This window comes from Pseudomonas sp. B37(2017) (assembly GCF_002112885.1).
Classification (GTDB): Bacteria; Pseudomonadota; Gammaproteobacteria; order Pseudomonadales; family Pseudomonadaceae; genus Aquipseudomonas; species Aquipseudomonas paraglycinae.
Window position 1 is genome coordinate 1 of the sequence record NZ_NEIX01000012.1, and the last position, 17,525, is coordinate 17,525.

Annotated in this window: 19 protein-coding genes and 1 tRNA gene; 5 read left to right on the forward strand and 15 right to left on the reverse strand. The window is 60.0% G+C overall.

Annotated features, from left to right (window positions below):
- Positions 1–287 precede the first annotated feature (287 nt).
- Positions 288–476, reverse strand: coding sequence for a hypothetical protein (locus CAF90_RS24615; protein WP_085608791.1), 189 nt, complete (start codon positions 474–476; stop codon positions 288–290).
- A gap of 242 nt (positions 477–718) precedes the next feature.
- Between CAF90_RS24615 and CAF90_RS24620 the strand changes: the two genes are divergently transcribed.
- Entirely contained in the window at positions 719–997 is a 279-nt protein-coding gene (locus CAF90_RS24620) for a hypothetical protein (protein WP_085608792.1), read from the forward strand.
- 45 nt (positions 998–1,042) lie between these two features.
- Here CAF90_RS24620 and CAF90_RS24625 read toward each other — a convergent pair whose 3' ends face one another.
- Both CAF90_RS24625 and CAF90_RS24630 read right to left on the reverse strand, forming a co-directional pair.
- Complete coding sequence (locus CAF90_RS24625; RefSeq protein WP_007959944.1) at positions 1,043–1,363, reverse strand: YbjQ family protein; 321 nt, start codon at positions 1,361–1,363, stop codon at positions 1,043–1,045.
- A gap of 154 nt (positions 1,364–1,517) precedes the next feature.
- Positions 1,518–1,607, reverse strand: a tRNA-Ser gene (locus CAF90_RS24630).
- Positions 1,608–1,914: 307 nt separating this feature from the next.
- On the opposite strand from CAF90_RS24630, the gene CAF90_RS24635 reads away from it, so the two are divergent.
- From CAF90_RS24635 to CAF90_RS24645, 3 genes are all read left to right on the forward strand, one after another.
- Entirely contained in the window at positions 1,915–2,604 is a 690-nt protein-coding gene (locus CAF90_RS24635) for a crotonase/enoyl-CoA hydratase family protein (RefSeq protein ID WP_011333225.1), read from the forward strand.
- Between the two features lie 216 nt (positions 2,605–2,820).
- Positions 2,821–3,543: a 1-acylglycerol-3-phosphate O-acyltransferase gene (locus tag CAF90_RS24640; RefSeq protein ID WP_045121916.1), complete on the forward strand. Its 723-nt coding sequence runs from the start codon at positions 2,821–2,823 to the stop codon at positions 3,541–3,543.
- Positions 3,544–3,677: 134 nt separating this feature from the next.
- A complete protein-coding gene (locus CAF90_RS24645; RefSeq protein WP_085608793.1) occupies positions 3,678–4,649 on the forward strand; it encodes a magnesium and cobalt transport protein CorA in 972 nt (323 codons plus the stop codon).
- 39 nt (positions 4,650–4,688) lie between these two features.
- Here the strand turns inward: CAF90_RS24645 and CAF90_RS24650 are convergent, their stop codons facing one another.
- The 3 genes from CAF90_RS24650 to CAF90_RS24660 form a co-directional block, all read right to left on the reverse strand.
- Entirely contained in the window at positions 4,689–5,411 is a 723-nt protein-coding gene (locus CAF90_RS24650; protein WP_085608794.1) for an amidotransferase, read from the reverse strand.
- 95 nt (positions 5,412–5,506) lie between these two features.
- Positions 5,507–7,651: a 3-hydroxyacyl-CoA dehydrogenase NAD-binding domain-containing protein gene (locus CAF90_RS24655; RefSeq protein ID WP_085608795.1), complete on the reverse strand. Its 2,145-nt coding sequence runs from the start codon at positions 7,649–7,651 to the stop codon at positions 5,507–5,509.
- Positions 7,652–7,668: 17 nt separating this feature from the next.
- Positions 7,669–8,874, reverse strand: a complete 1,206-nt coding sequence (locus CAF90_RS24660; protein WP_039769940.1) for an acetyl-CoA C-acetyltransferase — start codon at positions 8,872–8,874, stop codon at positions 7,669–7,671.
- A 624-nt stretch (positions 8,875–9,498) separates the two neighbouring features.
- Between CAF90_RS24660 and CAF90_RS24665 the strand changes: the two genes are divergently transcribed.
- Entirely contained in the window at positions 9,499–10,284 is a 786-nt protein-coding gene (locus CAF90_RS24665; protein WP_085608858.1) for a cytochrome c, read from the forward strand.
- Between the two features lie 14 nt (positions 10,285–10,298).
- Here CAF90_RS24665 and CAF90_RS24670 read toward each other — a convergent pair whose 3' ends face one another.
- The 9 genes from CAF90_RS24670 to CAF90_RS24715 all read right to left on the reverse strand — a co-directional run bounded on the left by CAF90_RS24670 (position 10,299) and on the right by CAF90_RS24715 (position 17,434).
- Positions 10,299–11,108: a transglutaminase family protein gene (locus CAF90_RS24670; protein WP_007959971.1), complete on the reverse strand. Its 810-nt coding sequence runs from the start codon at positions 11,106–11,108 to the stop codon at positions 10,299–10,301.
- A complete protein-coding gene (locus tag CAF90_RS24675; protein ID WP_007959974.1) occupies positions 11,105–12,055 on the reverse strand; it encodes an alpha-E domain-containing protein in 951 nt (316 codons plus the stop codon). The genes CAF90_RS24670 and CAF90_RS24675 overlap by 4 nt, the downstream gene beginning before the upstream one ends.
- A 12-nt stretch (positions 12,056–12,067) precedes the next feature.
- Positions 12,068–13,477 carry a circularly permuted type 2 ATP-grasp protein gene (locus tag CAF90_RS24680; RefSeq protein ID WP_039769936.1) on the reverse strand — a complete coding sequence of 470 codons (1,410 nt, stop codon included), beginning with the start codon at positions 13,475–13,477 and terminating at the stop codon, positions 12,068–12,070.
- A gap of 477 nt (positions 13,478–13,954) precedes the next feature.
- On the reverse strand, positions 13,955–14,302 hold the full coding sequence (locus CAF90_RS24690) for a ribonuclease E inhibitor RraB (RefSeq protein WP_007959978.1): 348 nt from the start codon (positions 14,300–14,302) through the stop codon (positions 13,955–13,957).
- 210 nt (positions 14,303–14,512) lie between these two features.
- Complete coding sequence (locus tag CAF90_RS24695) at positions 14,513–14,746, reverse strand: hypothetical protein (protein ID WP_007959980.1); 234 nt, start codon at positions 14,744–14,746, stop codon at positions 14,513–14,515.
- 156 nt (positions 14,747–14,902) lie between these two features.
- On the reverse strand, positions 14,903–15,778 hold the full coding sequence (speE, locus tag CAF90_RS24700) for a polyamine aminopropyltransferase (RefSeq protein WP_085608797.1): 876 nt from the start codon (positions 15,776–15,778) through the stop codon (positions 14,903–14,905).
- Between the two features lie 253 nt (positions 15,779–16,031).
- Positions 16,032–16,223, reverse strand: coding sequence for a PLDc N-terminal domain-containing protein (locus CAF90_RS24705; RefSeq protein WP_007959984.1), 192 nt, complete (start codon positions 16,221–16,223; stop codon positions 16,032–16,034).
- 71 nt (positions 16,224–16,294) lie between these two features.
- A complete protein-coding gene (locus tag CAF90_RS24710) occupies positions 16,295–16,825 on the reverse strand; it encodes a hypothetical protein (RefSeq protein WP_085608798.1) in 531 nt (176 codons plus the stop codon).
- A gap of 90 nt (positions 16,826–16,915) precedes the next feature.
- Positions 16,916–17,434: an ankyrin repeat domain-containing protein gene (locus CAF90_RS24715; protein ID WP_085608799.1), complete on the reverse strand. Its 519-nt coding sequence runs from the start codon at positions 17,432–17,434 to the stop codon at positions 16,916–16,918.
- Between the last annotated feature and the right edge of the window lie 91 nt (positions 17,435–17,525).

The window sequence follows — 17,525 nt, forward strand, 5'->3', positions numbered from 1 at the left end:
AAGTCAGCGTGTAATCGCGTTGACTGCGTTTTGCGCCCGAATCCATTGCACACTCCTGAAAAGAAGCCAGAAGGTGTAAACCTTATTCAGGACGAGACAACGGGCAAAAAAAAGCCCGCTGGGGAGACGGGCTGGAGACTTGCTTTCTAACGGATGGCTTCACCCTACTTAGCTGGGTGTGAAAAGTTTGTGAAAGAAACCGGACGAATCTGCAATTTCTGTAGGACGCTTCTCAAAAAATAGAAACAAAAAACCCCGCTCGATGGCGGGGCTGTGTGGCATCCGGATTACTTCCTGGAACGTGTCGTCACTTTGGGCAGAAATTTTTCTTTAGGCCCCTTGGGTGCTGCCGACTTGATCTTGCCGGTCTGCACCGGGTCCTCGCCGAAGCCGGCCTGATACTCCGTCTGGCCACAGCGCACGCAATTGTTGAATGGAAATTCAGCCCCGTCGTCTTCGATGTACGGATCAGTCATCTCTTCACCCCTTTTCAAATGCGGGCCGACACCGGCAAACCCTTTTGCCTGAAAAAATATCGACCTCCAAGGCTTTTTAGACTAGCCGGTCATTCCTGGACTTGTGGTTCAGATCACCCGGAGCCCGACGAATGGCCCACGGAAATTAAACACAATGACGAACCGTTGGTCTCACGCGGCTAAAGATTCCCGGCGACCGGCCGCTGCCCTTTTTCCTACGCAATGAATCTCAAGGAGAGAACATGGAAATCAAAGGATTCCCAACGATGCCTGTTGTAAAGCTCACGGACGAACAGATCGCTGCCGGCAAAGCCGGGGCGGAGAAACTCAAGGAAAAGATCGCTTCGGGTGAAATCGTCATCAAGCAGCCGACCGGACCGAGTCCGTTGCAACCTGGCGTCATCTACCATCCAGACCCGGTTCAGCCAGTTCAACCAGGCGATACCCCGCCTATCGTGGCGATCGACACCCCACTGACCTACGACTCGAAAGGCACCATCCTGCTCAAACCGCAGGGCTGATTGTCAGCAAGAAGCCCATTCCGTTGAATGGGCTTTCAACAAGCGTCAGCGCAACTTGACCGCCGTACCGGTCGCAAACACCACAACCATGCCACCCTTCCCTGCCGGCATGCTGATCTCGAAATCCACCCCGACCACCGCATCCGCCTGCAAGGCCCGCGCGCGCTCCTTGATCTCGTCAGTCGCCTGAACACGCGCCTCCTTCAACGCCCGCTCCAGCGTCTGCGAACGCCCGCCAAAAAAGTCCCGCATGCCCGCGAACATATCGCGAATCACATTCACGCCCTGCACCGACTCGGCACTGACGATGTCCAGATACGCCGTAATCTGCCGGCCTTCGATGGAATGGGTGGTGGAGATGATCATGGAGGTCGTCCTTTTACATGCCGGATAAAACCGCGATTGTAATGCCCTGACAAAAGGAAGCCGAACCGATCTCTGTGACCAAAAAAATCCGGACGCCAGAATGCACAAAACCCCTGGCTTCTTTCGAAACCAGGGGTTTTGTTTACATCGAATTTGGCGGTGAAGGAGAGATTCGAACTCTCGATACAGTTTCCTGTATACACACTTTCCAGGCGTGCTCCTTAAGCCACTCGGACACTTCACCGTATCTCTTCAAACATGTTCTGTCTGTCGAGGCGCGCTAATGTAGTCGAAAGCTTTTCTGATGGCAAACTTTTTTTCAGAATTTTCATGCGGTTAAGAGAAAAAGTCGCTTCCACCTTCTAGGGGCCATGGCAATCCGGCCAATCTTGGGTGGGCGCGGCCCTTCTATATAGGTGCGCAGGCGTCAGGCGCGGGGCGTGTTGCAGCGCATCGGCCGGTAAACGGTGACTGGCGGGTCAGTCACAGTGCTTTACCTGACCGGCGACGGTGGGTAACGTCTGCCCATCTTTCTTATAAGGAATTGCGCCATGAGCGACCTGATTGCCTACCACCTCGAAGACGGTATCGCGACCCTGACCCTGAGCAACGGCAAGGTCAACGCCATTTCCCCGGACGTGATCGCGGCCTTCAACGCGGCGCTGGATCAGGCGGTGGCGGATCGTGCCATTGTGATCATCACCGGTCAGCCGGGCATTCTCTCTGGCGGCTACGACCTGAAAGTGATGACTGCCGGCCCTAAAGAAGCCGTGTCGCTGGTGACCGCCGGCTCGACCCTGGCCCGCCGCCTGTTGTCGCACCCGTTCCCGGTGATTGTTGCTTGCCCGGGGCATGCCGTAGCCAAAGGCGCATTCATTCTGTTGTCCGCCGATTACCGGATCGGTGTCGACGGCCCGTTCAGCATTGGTCTGAACGAAGTGCAGATCGGCATGACCATGCACCACGCCGGCATCGAGCTGGCTCGTGATCGTCTGCGTCGTTCGGCCTTCCATCGCTCGGTGATCAACGGCGAGATGTTTGATCCGCAAAGCGCAGTGGATGCCGGCTTCCTCGATAAAGTGGTTGCGGCCGAAGAACTGCAAGGCGCCGCCCTTGCCGCCGCGCGTCAGTTGAAGAAGATCAACATGACCGCACACAAAAACACCAAGCTGAAAGTGCGCAAGGCGCTGCTGGAAACCCTGGACAACGCCATCATCCAGGATCAGGAGCATCTGGGCTGATAGCCGGCTCGCACCGCTTCAGAAAAGCCCGACCGTCGTGTCGGGCTTTTTCTCGCACGCCCCGTTGAAAACTCCGCAGCAGCTCTAGGACGCCTCTGACCAACAAATCGGAAACATGCGCTTAAACATCGCCCATCTCCGGACTCTATAGCGGCAATTGCCGAAAACAGTGCACATCCGTACACTGCGCCACCTTTTGTCCCGATGGGCCTGAAAATGCTGTTTGTGTTTCGTATGTTATTGATGGGCCTGCACTTTATTCTGGCGGGGATCCTCGGAGTGATCCTCGGCCTGTGCCGCCCGTTCAATCCGGACAACAGTCGCCTGTGCGCCCGCCTCTATGCACTGCCGGCCATGTGCATTTTGCGTCTGCGAGTGAAAGCCGATGTCGGCCCGTTGATGAACAAACCCGACAGCTGCGTGATCATCGCCAACCATCAGTCCAACTACGACCTGTTCGTGTTCGGCAACGTGGTGCCGCGCCGGACTGTGTGCATCGGCAAAAAGAGCCTGAAGTGGGTGCCGCTGTTCGGGCAGCTGTTCTGGCTGGCGGGCAATGTGTTAATCGATCGTGGGAACGCGCACAAGGCGCGCCAGTCGATGCTGACCACCACCGACACCTTGCAGCACAAAGACACCTCGATCTGGGTGTTCCCGGAAGGCACCCGCAACCTGGGTGAAGAATTGCTGCCGTTCAAGAAAGGCGCGTTCCAGATGGCCATTGCCGCCGGGGTGCCGATCGTTCCGGTGTGTGTCAGCAGCTACATCAAGCACATGCGCCTGAATCGCTGGCACAGCGGGAAAATTCTCATACGCTCGCTGCCGGCAATTCCTACCGCCGGCCTGACCATGGACGACATGCCCATGCTCATCAACCAATGCCGCGAGCAGATGCGCGAATGCATCGATGCGATGGATCGGCAACTGCAAGCCGCGTGAAAAAGAAGCCCGCCCTGTGCGGGTTTTCTTTTGCCCGGTGAACTGTGCAGATTTCACTGACTCTCAAGCAGCGACACGGCTAAGCTGAAGCCATGTCTCCCCTGCCATCTGCCAAGAAGAAGTGAATCACCACCATGGGTCGAGTTGTTGCTGCTGCGGTTTACAGCGCCGGTAAGAAAGTCACCAATATTTCCCTCGACGAAGGCGCGGCCTGGGCCGCCAAGACCGGCCACTTCGTCTGGATCGGCCTCGAAGAGCCGAGCGCCCAGGAACTGTCCAACCTGCAACGCCAGTTCAACCTGCACGAACTGGCCATCGAAGACGCCCTGGAAAAGCACAGCCGGCCGAAGCTGGAAACCTTTGGCGACGCGCTGTTCATCGTCACCTACTCGCCGGTGCGCGAACACGGGATTCTGCAGTTCATCGAAACCCACATCTTCGCCGGCAAGGGCTACATCATCACTGCCCGCAATGGCCACTCGGCGTCCTACGCCCACGTCCGCCAACGCTGTGAGGCGCGGCCACTGTTGTTGGAGCACGGGGAAGATTTCGTACTGTATGCGCTGCTGGATTTCGTGATCGAAAACTATCAGCCGGTGGGCGAAGCGATCCACGCCGAGATCGATGAACTGGAACGCAACGTGTTGTGCAGCGCATTGAATGAACACGACATCCAGAAGCTGCACGGCCTGCGTCGCGACGTCCTGCGCCTGCGCCGTTACGCCGCGCCGATGGTGGAAATCAGCGAGGAACTGCAGAAGCTGAGCTTCCCCTTCATCGACAAGAACATGCGCCCGTACTTTCGCGACGTGCAGATTCACGTGAACCGGCAGATGGAAGATCTGACCACCCTGGCCGACATCGCCAGCCAGACCATCGAAATCGGCGTGTTGCTGGAGGCGTCACGGCAAAGCGTGGTGCAGCGCAAATTCGCGGCATGGGCGGCGATTCTGGCGTTCCCGACGGCGGTAGCGGGGATTTACGGGATGAACTTCCAGAACATGCCGGAGCTGAGCTGGCACTACGGCTATTTCGGCGTGCTGGGCTTTATCACGGTCGGCTGCGTGAGCCTGTGGGCGAGCTTCAAGAAATCCGGCTGGCTATAAGAAAAAACGCCCCCGTGTAAAACACGGGGGCGTCTGGATTCAAGCAGCGGTCGGCTTGTGCGCCACGAAACGCATCATCCATTCCGCCACGGTGGTGCCGTGGTGCTGATGTTCCAGGCTGGCCACGCCCTTGCTGTACACCTGCTCGCCCAGCGCTTCCTGACGCAGATCCAGCAGCGCCCGCGAGTAGTCGTGAATGAATTCCGGATGCCCCTGGAAGCACAACACCTGATCGTTGATGTGGTACGCGGCGAACGGGCAGAAATCGCTCGATGCAATCACCGTCGCGTTTTCCGGCAACGCCGTCACCTGATCCTGGTGGCTGATCAACAACGTCAGCTCCTCGCGCACCGGGCTCATCCACGGTGCCTTGGCCGCCAGTTTGTAGTTGTGGATGCCGACACCCCAGCCTTGCGTGGCGCGCTCGCTCTTGCCGCCCAGCAGCAGCGCCAGCAACTGATGGCCGAAGCACACGCCGAGCAGTTTGTCGCCGCGCTCATAGCGGTTCAGCAGGTATTGCTTGAGGGTCTGGATCCACGGGTCGGTACCGAACGAATCGGCCTTGCTGCCGGTGACCAGGTACGCATCAAAGGTCAGGTCATCACTCGGATAGTCGCCCTGCATCACGTTGTACACCGTGAACTCGGCGGCGATCGGCTGTTGCGAGAACAGGCGCTGGAACATCTGCCCGTAACCCTGATATTCATCGACCAGTTCCGGACGCAGGATGTCGGTTTCCAGAATGCAGATGCGTAGCGACATAAAAAATACCTGACACGTGATGGGAATAATGCACACCCCAGAGCCTGCCTTGAAACCACCCGGCAAGGCAAGCCCCGAAATGCGTCCCCACCCCGTTAGAACGACTCGCCCTTGGCAGCTTTTTCCAGCAGCAGCGCAGGCGGTGCGAAACGCTCACCGTACTGCTCCGCCAAGTACTGCGCCCGGGCGACAAAATCCTTCACGCCATATTGGTTGATGAACTGCAGCGCACCGCCCGTCCATGCCGCAAAACCGATGCCGAAGATCGAGCCGACGTTGGCGTCCGCCGTCGACGTCAGCACGCCCTCCTCCACACAACGCACGGTTTCGATGGCCTGCACGAACAACAGTCGATCACGTACATCCTTCGGCGAAATCTGCCCGTCGGCTTTCTCGAAACAGGTTTTCAGTTCGGGCCACAGATGTTTCTGCCCACCCGCCGGGTACTCATAAAAACCGCCTCCCGCGGCCTTGCCCGGCCGCTTGTATTCGTTGAGCAGCAAGTCAATCACGGCGAACGCCGGGTGCTCAATCAGCGGTTTCCCTTCTGCTTGAAGGTCTTTGGCCGTTTGCTGACGGATATGGCTCATCAGGCTGAGGGAAACTTCGTCAGAGATCGCCAGCGGTCCGACAGGCATGCCGGCCTTGCGCGCTTCGGTCTCGATCATCGGCGCACTGACGCCCTCACCCAGCATCGCAATGCCTTCATTGGTAAAGGTGCCGAATACTCGCGACGTGAAGAAGCCGCGACTGTCGTTGACCACGATCGGAGTTTTCTTGATTTGCAGTACGAAATCGAACCCGCGTGCGAGGGTTTCGTCGCTGGTTTGCGCGCCCTTGATGATTTCCACCAGCGGCATTTTTTCCACCGGGCTGAAGAAGTGCAGGCCGATGAACTTGCTTTGATCCGGTACTGCGGTCGCCAAGCCAGTGATGGGCAAGGTCGAAGTGTTGGAAGCAATCACCGCGTCAGCCCCGACCACCTGTTGCGCGGCTGCCGAGACCTTGGCCTTGAGATCACGATCCTCGAACACCGCCTCGATGATCAGATCGCAACCCGCCAGATCGGAGTCGCTTTCGGTCGGATGAATCCGCGCCAGAACCGTTTCACGCTGCTGCACAGACATTTGCCCGCGAGCAACTTTCCTGTCCAACAGTGCTGCCGAATGCGCCTTGCCCTTTTCCGCAGCCGCAAGGTTGATGTCCTTGAGCACCACGTCGATCCCGGCCGATGCGCTGACATAGGCGATCCCGGCGCCCATCATGCCTGCGCCGAGTACGCCCACGCGTTTCGTCACATAAGGCGCAAAACCCTGCGGCCGCGAACCGCCGGCATTGATTTCATTGAGCTGGAACCAGAACGTACCGATCAGGTTTTTCGAGATCTGGCCGGTGGTCAGTTCGGTGAAGTAGCGGGTTTCGATCAGGTGCGCCGTGTCGAAATCCACCTGCGCGCCTTCCACCGCCGCACACAGAATCTTCTCCGGTGCCGGCAACGTGCCCTGGGTTTTGGTGCGCAGGATCGACGGCGCAATCGCCAGCATCTGCGCGACTTTCGGATTGGATGGCGTGCCGCCGGGAATCTGATATCCCTTCACATCCCAACGCTGCACGGCCGCAGGATTGGCCAGAATCCAGGCCCTGGCCTTGGCCAGCAGCTCATCGCGATCCGCCGCCAATTCATCGATCAATCCGGCCTGCAACGCCTGCTGCGGACGGACTTTCTTGCCTTCAAGCAGGTACGGCAAAGCCTTTTCGATGCCCAGCATGCGCACCATGCGCACCACGCCACCGCCGCCCGGCAACAGGCCGAGTGTCACTTCCGGCAGACCGAGTTGCACCGACGCATCGTCCAGCGCCACGCGATGGTGGCAGGCCAGGCAGATTTCCCAGCCGCCGCCGAGCGCCGCGCCGTTGATCGCCGCGACCACCGGTTTGCCGAGGGTTTCCAGGGTGCGCAACTGGCCCTTGAGGGTCAGCACCATGTCGTAGAACGCCTTGGCTTCGGGCTTGCCGACCTTGATCAATTCATTAAGGTCGCCGCCAGCGAAGAAGGTTTTCTTGGCCGAGGTAATGATCACCCCGGCGATGTCATCTTTTTCCGCCTGCAAACGGGCGACGCTTTCGGCCATGGCTTCGCGGTACACCGCGTTCATGGTGTTGGCGCTCTGGCCCGGCATGTCGATGGTCAGGAGGACGATGCCGTCCTGGCCTTTTTCGTAACGAATAGCTTGGGTCATGACAGAATTCCTTGGGGTCAGAGGCGTTCGATGATGGTGGCGATGCCCATGCCGCCGCCGACGCACAGCGTCGCGAGGCCGTAGCGCAGGCGCCGGGCTTCCAGTTCATCGAGCAAGGTGCCGAGGATCGCGCAACCGGTGGCGCCCAGCGGGTGGCCCATGGCGATCGAGCCGCCATTGACGTTGACCTTGTCCGGGTCGACGGCCATATCCTTGATGAATTTCAGCACCACCGAAGCGAATGCCTCGTTGACTTCAAACAGGTCAATGTCTTCCACCCGCAGCCCGGCCTTGGCCAGCGCCTTGCGAGTGGCCGGCGCCGGGCCGGTGAGCATGATGGTCGGATCGGTACTGGTGACCGCCGTGGCGACAATCCGCGCCCGGGGTTGCAGACCCAACGCGCGCCCCTTCGCTTCGGAGCCGATCAGCATCAGCGCCGCGCCGTCGACGATCCCCGAGCTGTTGCCCGGCGTGTGCACATGATTGATTCGCTCGACATGGCTGTAGACCCGCAATGCCGTGGCGTCGAAGCCCATCTGGCCGATCATCTCGAAGCTCGGCTTGAGCTTGCCCAGACCTTCAAGGGTCGACTCGGCGCGAATGAACTCATCGTGATCGAGCAGGATGATGCCGTTCTGGTCCTGCACCGGCACCAGCGACTTGTTGAACGAACCGTCGGCCCGGGCACGTGCGGCTTTCTGCTGCGAGTGCAGCGCGTAGGCATCGACGTCCTGCCGGCTGAAGCCTTCAAGGGTGGCGATCAGGTCGGCGCCGACGCCTTGTGGTGTGAAGTGGCTGTGCAGATTGGTTTGCGGATCCAGCGCCCAAGCGCCGCCGTCGCTGCCCATCGGCACACGAGACATGGATTCGACGCCACCCACCACCACCAGATCCTCGAACCCGGAGCGCACTTTCATCGCCCCCAGGTTCACCGCTTCCAGCCCCGAGGCGCAGAAGCGGTTGATCTGCACGCCCGCGACGCTGACATCCCAATCGGCCACTTGCACGGCGGTCTTGGCGATGTCCGAGCCCTGATCGCCAATCGGCGTGACGCAACCGAGCACCACGTCATCGACCTGACTGGTGTCCAGCGCCGTGCGCGCTTGCAAAGCGGTCAGCAGCCCGGCCACCAGGTTCACCGGTTTGACGCTGTGCAGCGAACCGTCGGCCTTGCCCTTGCCACGGGGCGTGCGTAACGCGTCGAAAATCAAAGCTTGGGTCATGACGTCCTCGAACCTGTGCGGTGAGTGAAATTCGTGCTGCCACTGTTGTCTTCGCAGGCCATGGATTCAATGACCACAGCGCTCAATGACGTTGACGCGCACGCTCAGACGGACGGTCATCCGTGGCTTGATTAACCGGTTCAGGTGCGCGAGCTGTCTAGCAAACGGGCGGCAAAGAAGCTGGCAATGGGCCTCATGCCTTTTTAATCGCGACGGGTAGCAAATACATACGAAATGGATCTAAGCCAAGCGTGACGCGGGCCCTAAGGTGAAGATGTACGTCGTTGTCGTCGGGTTTTGCCGAGACAGGCGTTCGCTACAGGAAGTGCAGCGCTTGCCGTCATGGATATGCAGGCAGGCATCAGGAAATAACAAAAAAGGCGGTCAAGCCATGTTCAAACAACCGAAAGTACGGCAAGCAGGGCTCATTCTTTTCGCCACGACGCTGTTGTTGATTCTGCCGAACCTGACCAAGGTCATCGGCTGATTCAAGCGGCAGGTATTGTTTATCGCCACTGAAAATGTGACTGGCCCGCTACCCGGGCCAGCGTGGCTGTGCCAACCTTTGCGCACTTCCACGACACGGACGGCGATCACTTGAAAACGCTCATTCTGTTCGGGGCCATGCTGCTGAGCATGCCCCTGTCTGCCGCGCAGCTGAACCTGGAGCTGGGCGCGAACAGCCGCACCTGGCAGACCGACGAGTTGCTCAAGCATCCTCAGGTACAAACCCTCACGATCAAGAATGACGTGTCCTACAAGAAGGACATGACTTATCGCGCCGTGCCGATGGCCGCGCTGCTGACCGGCATCAAACCGGACGATCACCTGCAAGCCGTGGCGCTGGACGGCTTTGCCGCCGAGCTGTCCGCCGCACCGCTACTGAACAACAAGGGTTCACGCGCCTGGCTCGCCATCGAAGATCCGGCGCAGCCCTGGCCGCCGCTGTCGGAAGGCAAGCACAGCGCCGGGCCGTTCTATCTGGTGTGGACCGATCCGCAGGCCGGCAATATCAGCCCGGAACAATGGCCGTTCGAAGTGGCGAGCATCAAGCGCATGGCGCCGGTGGCCGAGCGCTTCCCTGCCCTGCTGCCGGATCCTGCGTTGAAGGCCGATGACCCGGTGAATCAGGGTTTTGCGCTGTTCCAGAAGAACTGTCTGGCGTGCCATCGCCTGAATGGCGCGGGCGATGCGCAGTTCGGTCCGGACCTGAATATTCCCTACAACCCGACCGAGTACTTCGGCGCGGACTTCCTCAAGCGCTATATCCGCGATCCGCAGAGTCTGCGCCAGTGGCCTCAGGCGAAGATGCCGGGTTTTTCCGCCGAGGTATTGCCGGATGCGGATCTGCAGAAACTGGTGGGGTATTTGCAGCACATGGCCGGGCGCAAGGTTGCGCCGGCCAAGTAGGCCAACTACGTCGTTTACTGCTGCTGCACTGAAATGATTGGCGCTGGTGTGGGCGACACCAGCACTTTCGCATGCATCTGCTCTGAGCCGCCGCCCCGGCGCATGCCCCTCACTGGGCAGGCGTCGAGGTAATCCAGACCCACTGCCAGTTTCAGGTGCCGCTCCGGCCGCGCCAGTTCATTGGTCACGTCAAAGCTGTACCACGCGTCATCGATCCAGGCCTCGGCCCAGGCGTGACTGGCCAGATGCTCGCAATCCTCGCTGTACAGATAGCCCGACACATATCGCGACGGCACCCCGAGGCTGCGCGCGCAGGCCAGAAACGCGTGGGCATGATCCTGGCAAACACCCGCCCGCCCGGCAAACGCCTCGGCGGCACTGGTATCGACTTCGGTGGCGCCCGGTTTGTAGGTCATGTGCTGGTTCAAACCATGCATCAGGTCGATCAGTGCATTGCGGTCCCGGCGCTGTTTGCAGGACTTCTCGGCAAACGCCCGCAGCGCCTCGTCAGCCTCGGTCAGCCGGGTGAAACGCAGGAACGGCAGCGCCGACTGACTCTCGTGCTCGGCTTCGCGCAACTCGTCGATATCGACCTGCCCCCGGGCGCCGATGATGATCGCTTCGTGGGGCTCGTCCATGGTCAGCACATGCAGGATGTTGCCGAACGGATCGAGCTGGGCGCGCACCGGGCGCGGCAGGTCGAGCTGCCAGCTCAGCACATGCTGACGCTCGCTGTCGTGGGGTGTCAGGCGCAGGTACTGGATGCTCGCGCGCACCTGATCTTCGTAGTGATAGGTGGTCTCGTGGCTGATGGAAAGTCTCATGCGGCCTCCAGATAGGAACTGTGAATGGCGTTGCCCAGCTGGCGCACCAGCGGGATGAATTCGGTGAGCCAGGCGTGCAGCCCTTCCTCGAGAATCTCTTGAATGCCGGTGTAGCGCAGACGCGCGTCCATTTCCGCCGCCAGTCGTTGTGCAGGACGACCGTTGGCCCCCGGCAATTGCGCGAGGATCTGGTCAATCTCCTCGGTGCAGGCCCGCAGCGAACGCGGCACGTCGGCACGCAATAGCAGCAGCTCGGCCACATGCCGGGCGCCGGGCGCATCGCGATAGATCTCGGTGTAGGCCTCGAACGATGACAGCGCCCGCAACAGCGCACTCCACTGGTAATAGGCGTGAGCGGTGCCGTCGCTGACTGCTTCCGCCTGATCGCCGGCCATTTCGTAGCGGGCATCGAGCAGGCGCAAGGTGTTGTCCGCCCGCTCGATGAACGTACCCAGGCGAATGAAACGAAACGCGTCGTTGCGCATGATGGTGCCGTAGGACGCGCCCCGAAACAGGTGCGAACGCTCCTTGATCCACTCGCAGAAGCGACTCATGCCATAGCGGCTGAGGCCCTGATTGGCGATCCCGCGAATCTCCAGCCAGGTGGCGTTGATGTTCTCCCACATGTCAGCGGTGATTCGTCCTCGCACCGCATGGGCGCTGGCCCGAGCCGCGCCTAGGCAGCTGTAGATGCTTGCCGGGTTGGCCGCGTCGAGGGCGAAGAAGTGCAGCAGTCGCTCGGCATGCAACTCGCCGTGACGTTCCAGGTAATCGTCCAGCGTGCCGGTGATCAACAGCGGCATCGCCAGTTCGTGCAGACCGTCGCCACGGCCGTCCTGCGGCATCAGCGACAGCGAATAGCTGACATCGAGCATCCGTGCGAGGTTTTCCGCCCGCTCCAGGTAACGCGACATCCAGTACAGATCCGAGGCAGTTCTACTTAACATGGCAGGCTTCCTTCAATCCTCGACCACCCAGGTGTCCTTGGTTCCGCCGCCCTGGGATGAATTCACCACCAGAGAGCCTTCACGCAGGGCGACACGGGTCAAACCGCCGGGCACGACCCGGGTTTCGCGACCGGACAATACGAACGGGCGCAGGTCGATATGGCGCGGCGCAATGCCGTTTTCGACAAAGGTCGGACAGGTCGACAGCGACAGCGTCGGTTGCGCGATGTACGCGTGGGGCTTGGCCTTGATCCGCTCGCGGAACGCATCGATTTCCGCGGTCGTCGCCGCCGGCCCGACGAGCATTCCGTAACCGCCGGAGCCCTGGGTTTCCTTGACCACCAGATCCGGAAGATTGGCCAGGACATGGGAAAGTTCAGACGGATTGCGGCATTGCCAGGTCGGCACGTTCTTCAGGATCGGCTCTTCGTCGAGGTAGAAACGGATCATCTCGGTGACGAACGGATACACCGATTTGTCGTCCGCCACTCCGGTGCCGATGGCATTGGCCAGCACCACGTTGCCGGAGCGATACGACGACAACAGTCCCGGCACGCCCAGCATCGAATCCGGGCGGAAGGCCAGCGGATCGAGGAACGCGTCGTCGAGCCGGCGGTAGATCACGTCCACCGCTTTCGGGCCGTCGGTGGTGCGCATGAAGACCTTGTCGTCGCGCACAAACAGATCGGCGCCTTCAACCAGCTCCACGCCCATTTCCCGGGCGAGAAACGCATGCTCGAAAAACGCGCTGTTGAACCGTCCCGGTGTCAGCACCACCACACTCGGGTCGTCGATCGGGCTTGAGCTTTTCAGGGTGTCGAGCAGCAGGTTCGGGTAATGGTCGATCGGGGCGATGCGCTGGGCCGCGAACAGTTCGGGGAACAGGCGCATCATCATCTTGCGGTCTTCGAGCATGTAGCTCACGCCGCTCGGCGTGCGCAGGTTGTCCTCGAGCACGTAATACGTGCCGTCGCCGTCGCGCACCAGATCGACGCCGGAGATGTGCGAATAGATATCGCGGTGCAGATCCAGTCCCTGCATCGCCAACTGATATTGCTCGTTGGCCAGCACCTGTTCGGCGGGAATGATCCCGGCCTTGATGATGCGCTGCTCGTGGTAAAGGTCGGCGAGGAACATGTTCAACGCCTTGACCCGCTGAATACAGCCGCGCTCGACGATCCGCCACTCGCTGGCGGGAATGCTGCGCGGAATGGTGTCGAAGGGAATCAGGCGTTCTGTCCCTTGCTCGTCCCCGTAGAGCGTGAAAGTGATCCCGGCACGATGGAACAGCAGATCGGCCTCGCGCCGCCGCTGGGCCAGCAGTTCGTCAGGCGTTTCGGCCAGCCAGCGGGCAAACTCCCGGTAATGCGGGCGGATCTGGCCGCCGGCATCGTACATTTCATCAAAATAGGTGCGGATCATGCCGTACTCCTTGTCACCCCGGACATACAGGCCTTCGCAAGGCCCGTGCCATCGGCATAAACGCTTTGATTTCAATCGGTTGGATATTCATGCCACACGCACCGCACCATTCCTGTGCGGCAAATGCCCCAACCTGATCGCCCCCGCTTCATTGCGACGCAGTCCGTCGCCTATCACCAGCATAGTCAGAGTTGATTTCACTGCTCGGTGCCGGCTGCGGATAATCCGCGCATCCGCTGCAAAAACGTCGCTGACGAAGTACGCAGCCCCACTGATCCGGCTTGCCTCGGCAGCCATCCCGGCCGTAACCCTGAGCGGTTTCCTCTCCTTCCGGTCTTCCCTTTCAGCCACCTTTTCAGGTGGCTTTTTTTTGCGCCGGTTTCTTGTTTCAGGGTTTTGCCATGGGGTGTTCAGGGGGGCAGAAACGACAACGGCCGACCCGAAGGTCAGCCGTAGCTCGACGTGTTGCGAGAGTGATCAGTTCAAACGGTGCCGGTTGCGGATCTCCTGTTTCACGCCCCAGCCTTCGATGATGCCGCCCAAGGGCTCGACCACCGCCGAAAAGCCCTGCTCGAAATCGCCAATGTCGTCGTAGGTTGCGTACATCACCTTGCTCAATTCCAGAGACCAGGCGCCGTCGTCGCGCGCACTGACCTGGGCATTGATGGATTCACCGCGAAATTTGCCTGCCGCCCTGCGCGCCCGCTCCTCGTCCGGGAAAATGGCGTAGAACTCGATGGGATGGAATCGGGAAAAATCGAAACCGCCTTCTTTCATGCGGCGCAGCACGCTGCTGCTGATGTCTTCTTGATAGGCTGTGCTCATGAATCGTCCCCCTCGCATAGATGGATAGACTTTCCGTATTCCCTGCACTGGCCCAACGGGCCCGGGTGCTTACGGCAACCGCGTTGCCGGCGGGAAACAAGCATGTAGCTGACAAGACCAGACCTTAGCGATCCGTTCGCTGATCTCGCTTGCAGAGTAGCCCCAAGATAGAGCCGCTGCCAAGGCCTGGTACATGAAGAAAATGAAGATTCAGATTGGGGTGATGCTGCGGATTTCGATGCTGTTCTGGGTTTTCAGGCTTTTCACGCCGGCATCGGCGGTGCGCCCTTCCAGATCGTTCAGGTCAAGCTCGGCGGCGACTGGCAGCAACCGTTCCTTGATGAGGCGGGCTGCCCGTTCATGGCTGGGGCATTCCTCGCACTCGAAGACTTCGTCGATCGTTTCACCATGATCGTCCACGAAAGTGACTTTCCACTTTGACATCGGAGCCTCCTCGATCAAACCCGCAAATGGGCTTACACCTATCTCGACTTTTGTCAGGATTGATCGTTCAAAAGGTTTACACCGATGCAACATGAAAAAAGCCGAGGCCGGCGTGTTTTCGCACACCGGCCTCGGCTTTTTCTGACCCGCGAACGATCAGTCGTTGCTTGGCTTGTTCACCGCTTGCAGCACGTATTGCGGCAAGGCGAAGGCGCCGATATGGATTTCCGGGTTGTAGTAGCGGGTGACGATGCCGCTGCCGATGAAGCGCTGTTGCAGGACTTCGCGGCTCAGCTTGCGGTAGGCCGGGTTGGTCGAGCCCCAGGCGAAGGTCATCGAACCGCCGATGTAGGTCGGTACGGCCGCCTGATAGAAGTGCCAGTCCGGGAACAGGCTGCGCAGGCGACCCGCGGTGGTTTTCACTTCGTCGATCTGCATGAACGGCGTGCCGTTCTGGGTCACGAGGATGCCGCCCTCGTTCAGGCAGCGGTGGCAGGCCTGGTAGAAGTTTTCCGAGAACAGCACTTCGCCCGGGCCGATCGGGTCGGTGGAGTCGGAAATGATCACGTCGAACTTTTCAGTGGTGGTCGCGACGAAGCGCATGCCGTCGTCGATCACCAGGTTCAGGCGTGGATCGTCGTAGGCGCCCTTGGAGTGGTTCGGCAGGAATTCCTTGCACATGTCGACCACGGTGCCGTCGATCTCGACCATGGTGATGTGCTCGACGCTGGCGTGTTTGGTCACTTCGCGCAGCATGCCGCCGTCGCCGCCGCCTATGATCAGCACGCGCTTGGCGGTGCCGTGGGCGAGGATCGGCACGTGGGTGAGCATTTCGTGGTAGATGAATTCATCGGCTTCGGTGGTCTGGATCACGCCATCCAGCGCCATCACCCGGCCCATGCGCGGGTTCTGGAAAATCACCAGGTGCTGGTGTTCGGTGCGCACTTCGTGCAGCAGTTTTTCCATGCGAAAACGCTGGCCGTAGCCTTCGTAGAGGGTTTCCAGGTATTCGCTGGTCTTGGTGACGGTCATGGTGAAGTGCTCCGATGAATGCGCGGGCGCCAATCGTCAGGTTCGATTGCCCGGGAAAGGCGCGCATTCTACGTTGCCGAAGATGACAGGTCGAACCTTCCTCTGACAGACGACATTTTGAAGCCGCAGAAAGGCAAATGTGGGAGCGAGCTTGCTCGCGAAGAGGCCATCCGACTCAACACATTTGCTGAATGAAAAATCGCCTTCGCGAGCAAGCTCGCTCCCACAGGAAAGAGCCTGTTCAGTTGTGAAACTAGATCCGCACATTGCCCCGCGGCCCGGCAATCGCCCAGATGATCAGGCCCAGCACCGGCAGAAGGATGATCAGCAGCACCCAGAGGATTTTCATCCCGGTCTCGGCGCCGCTTTTCAGCACATTGATGATCGCCCAGATGTCGAGCGCAAGAATGATCAGGCCGACCAGGCCGTTGAACGTGGAACCCATGGTGTCGCTCCAGAATAGTGGCATGCACTTTTAGGATAGACGGTCGCGCACAGGGTTCCCTTTTATTGCGCTCAGACGTGAACGGCGATCTTCAGGGCTTCCAGCGACGGCGCGGCGGCAATGCCGACTTCGGCGCACAGTTCCAGTACGCGCGGCACGTCGTTGCCGTAGACCAGCACCACTTGCAGCTCGTCGTCGAGCAACTGGCTGAAGTTCATCAGGGTGTAACCGCCGTTTTCCTTGTTCAGGCTGCTCATCTGCACCTGGATGCGGTTGAGCGCGGTCAGCGCCTCGGTCTTGGCCAGTTGCTTGGGCTTGAGGTTGAACTCGACGCCCGGGCCGAACGAGGCAACGATCTGCGCGAACAGGTCGGCGTAGGTGTCGGCCTGGAACAGCACGGTCTCTGGCAGGCTGCCGACCACGACCCACTCGCCCAGCGGAATCGGGAAAGTGTCGTCGTAGTTGATGTCCGGGTTGGCGGTCAGAAAAGCGTCGGCATCGGCGTAGGCCTGTGCCGCTTCGTCAGCGACCTTCTGAATCTCGTCGTCGCCCATGCAGCCGGAGCTGATTTTGCTGATGAGTTCGGCGAGTGCGGCTTTCATGGGGGCAGATCCTGTGGCGAAGGGAATTTTGAGGGCGCGAAGGATAGCGCATTCTCGCCTTCGCCACAGAGCGGGTTCCGGCCAGCGGCTTCAGCCCAGCAGTTTTTCCAGCTGCGCAGTAGTGTCGACAGCGCCCATGGTGCGGGCCGCGTCCAGCGCGGTGATGCCGTTGGCATCCTTGGCTTTCGGGTCGGCGCCCTGGTCGATCAGGAAGTCGACGATTTCAACGCGGTTGAACATCGCCGCCATCATCAACGCCGTGCGGCCGTCGAACGAGGCGCCTTCGATCTGCGCGCCACCGGCAACCAATGCCTTGACCACGGCCAGATCACCCTTGAACGCCGCGCCGGCAATCGGGCTCTGGCCGTTGCCGTTGCGTTGTTCCGGATCGGCCTTGTGCTTGAGCAGCACTTGCACCGCGTCCACATGCCCGTAGTAACTGGCGAGCATCAGCAGGGTGTCGCCCTTGCTGTTGGTCAGGTTCACCGGCAGACCGGCAGTGATCAGGCGATCCAGCATCACCGCATCGCCCTCGCGCGCCTTGTTGAATACCTGCTCGGTGAATTCGGCAGCTTCTTCGGGGGTCATCTGACGGCTTTGGTCGGACATGGGGCAACTCCACTTTCGGTCAATCGGAAAACCGATAGTTTCCCGAGCGCGGCGATAGCTGTCATCCCCTTTTTTCCAAGACCACCGATAG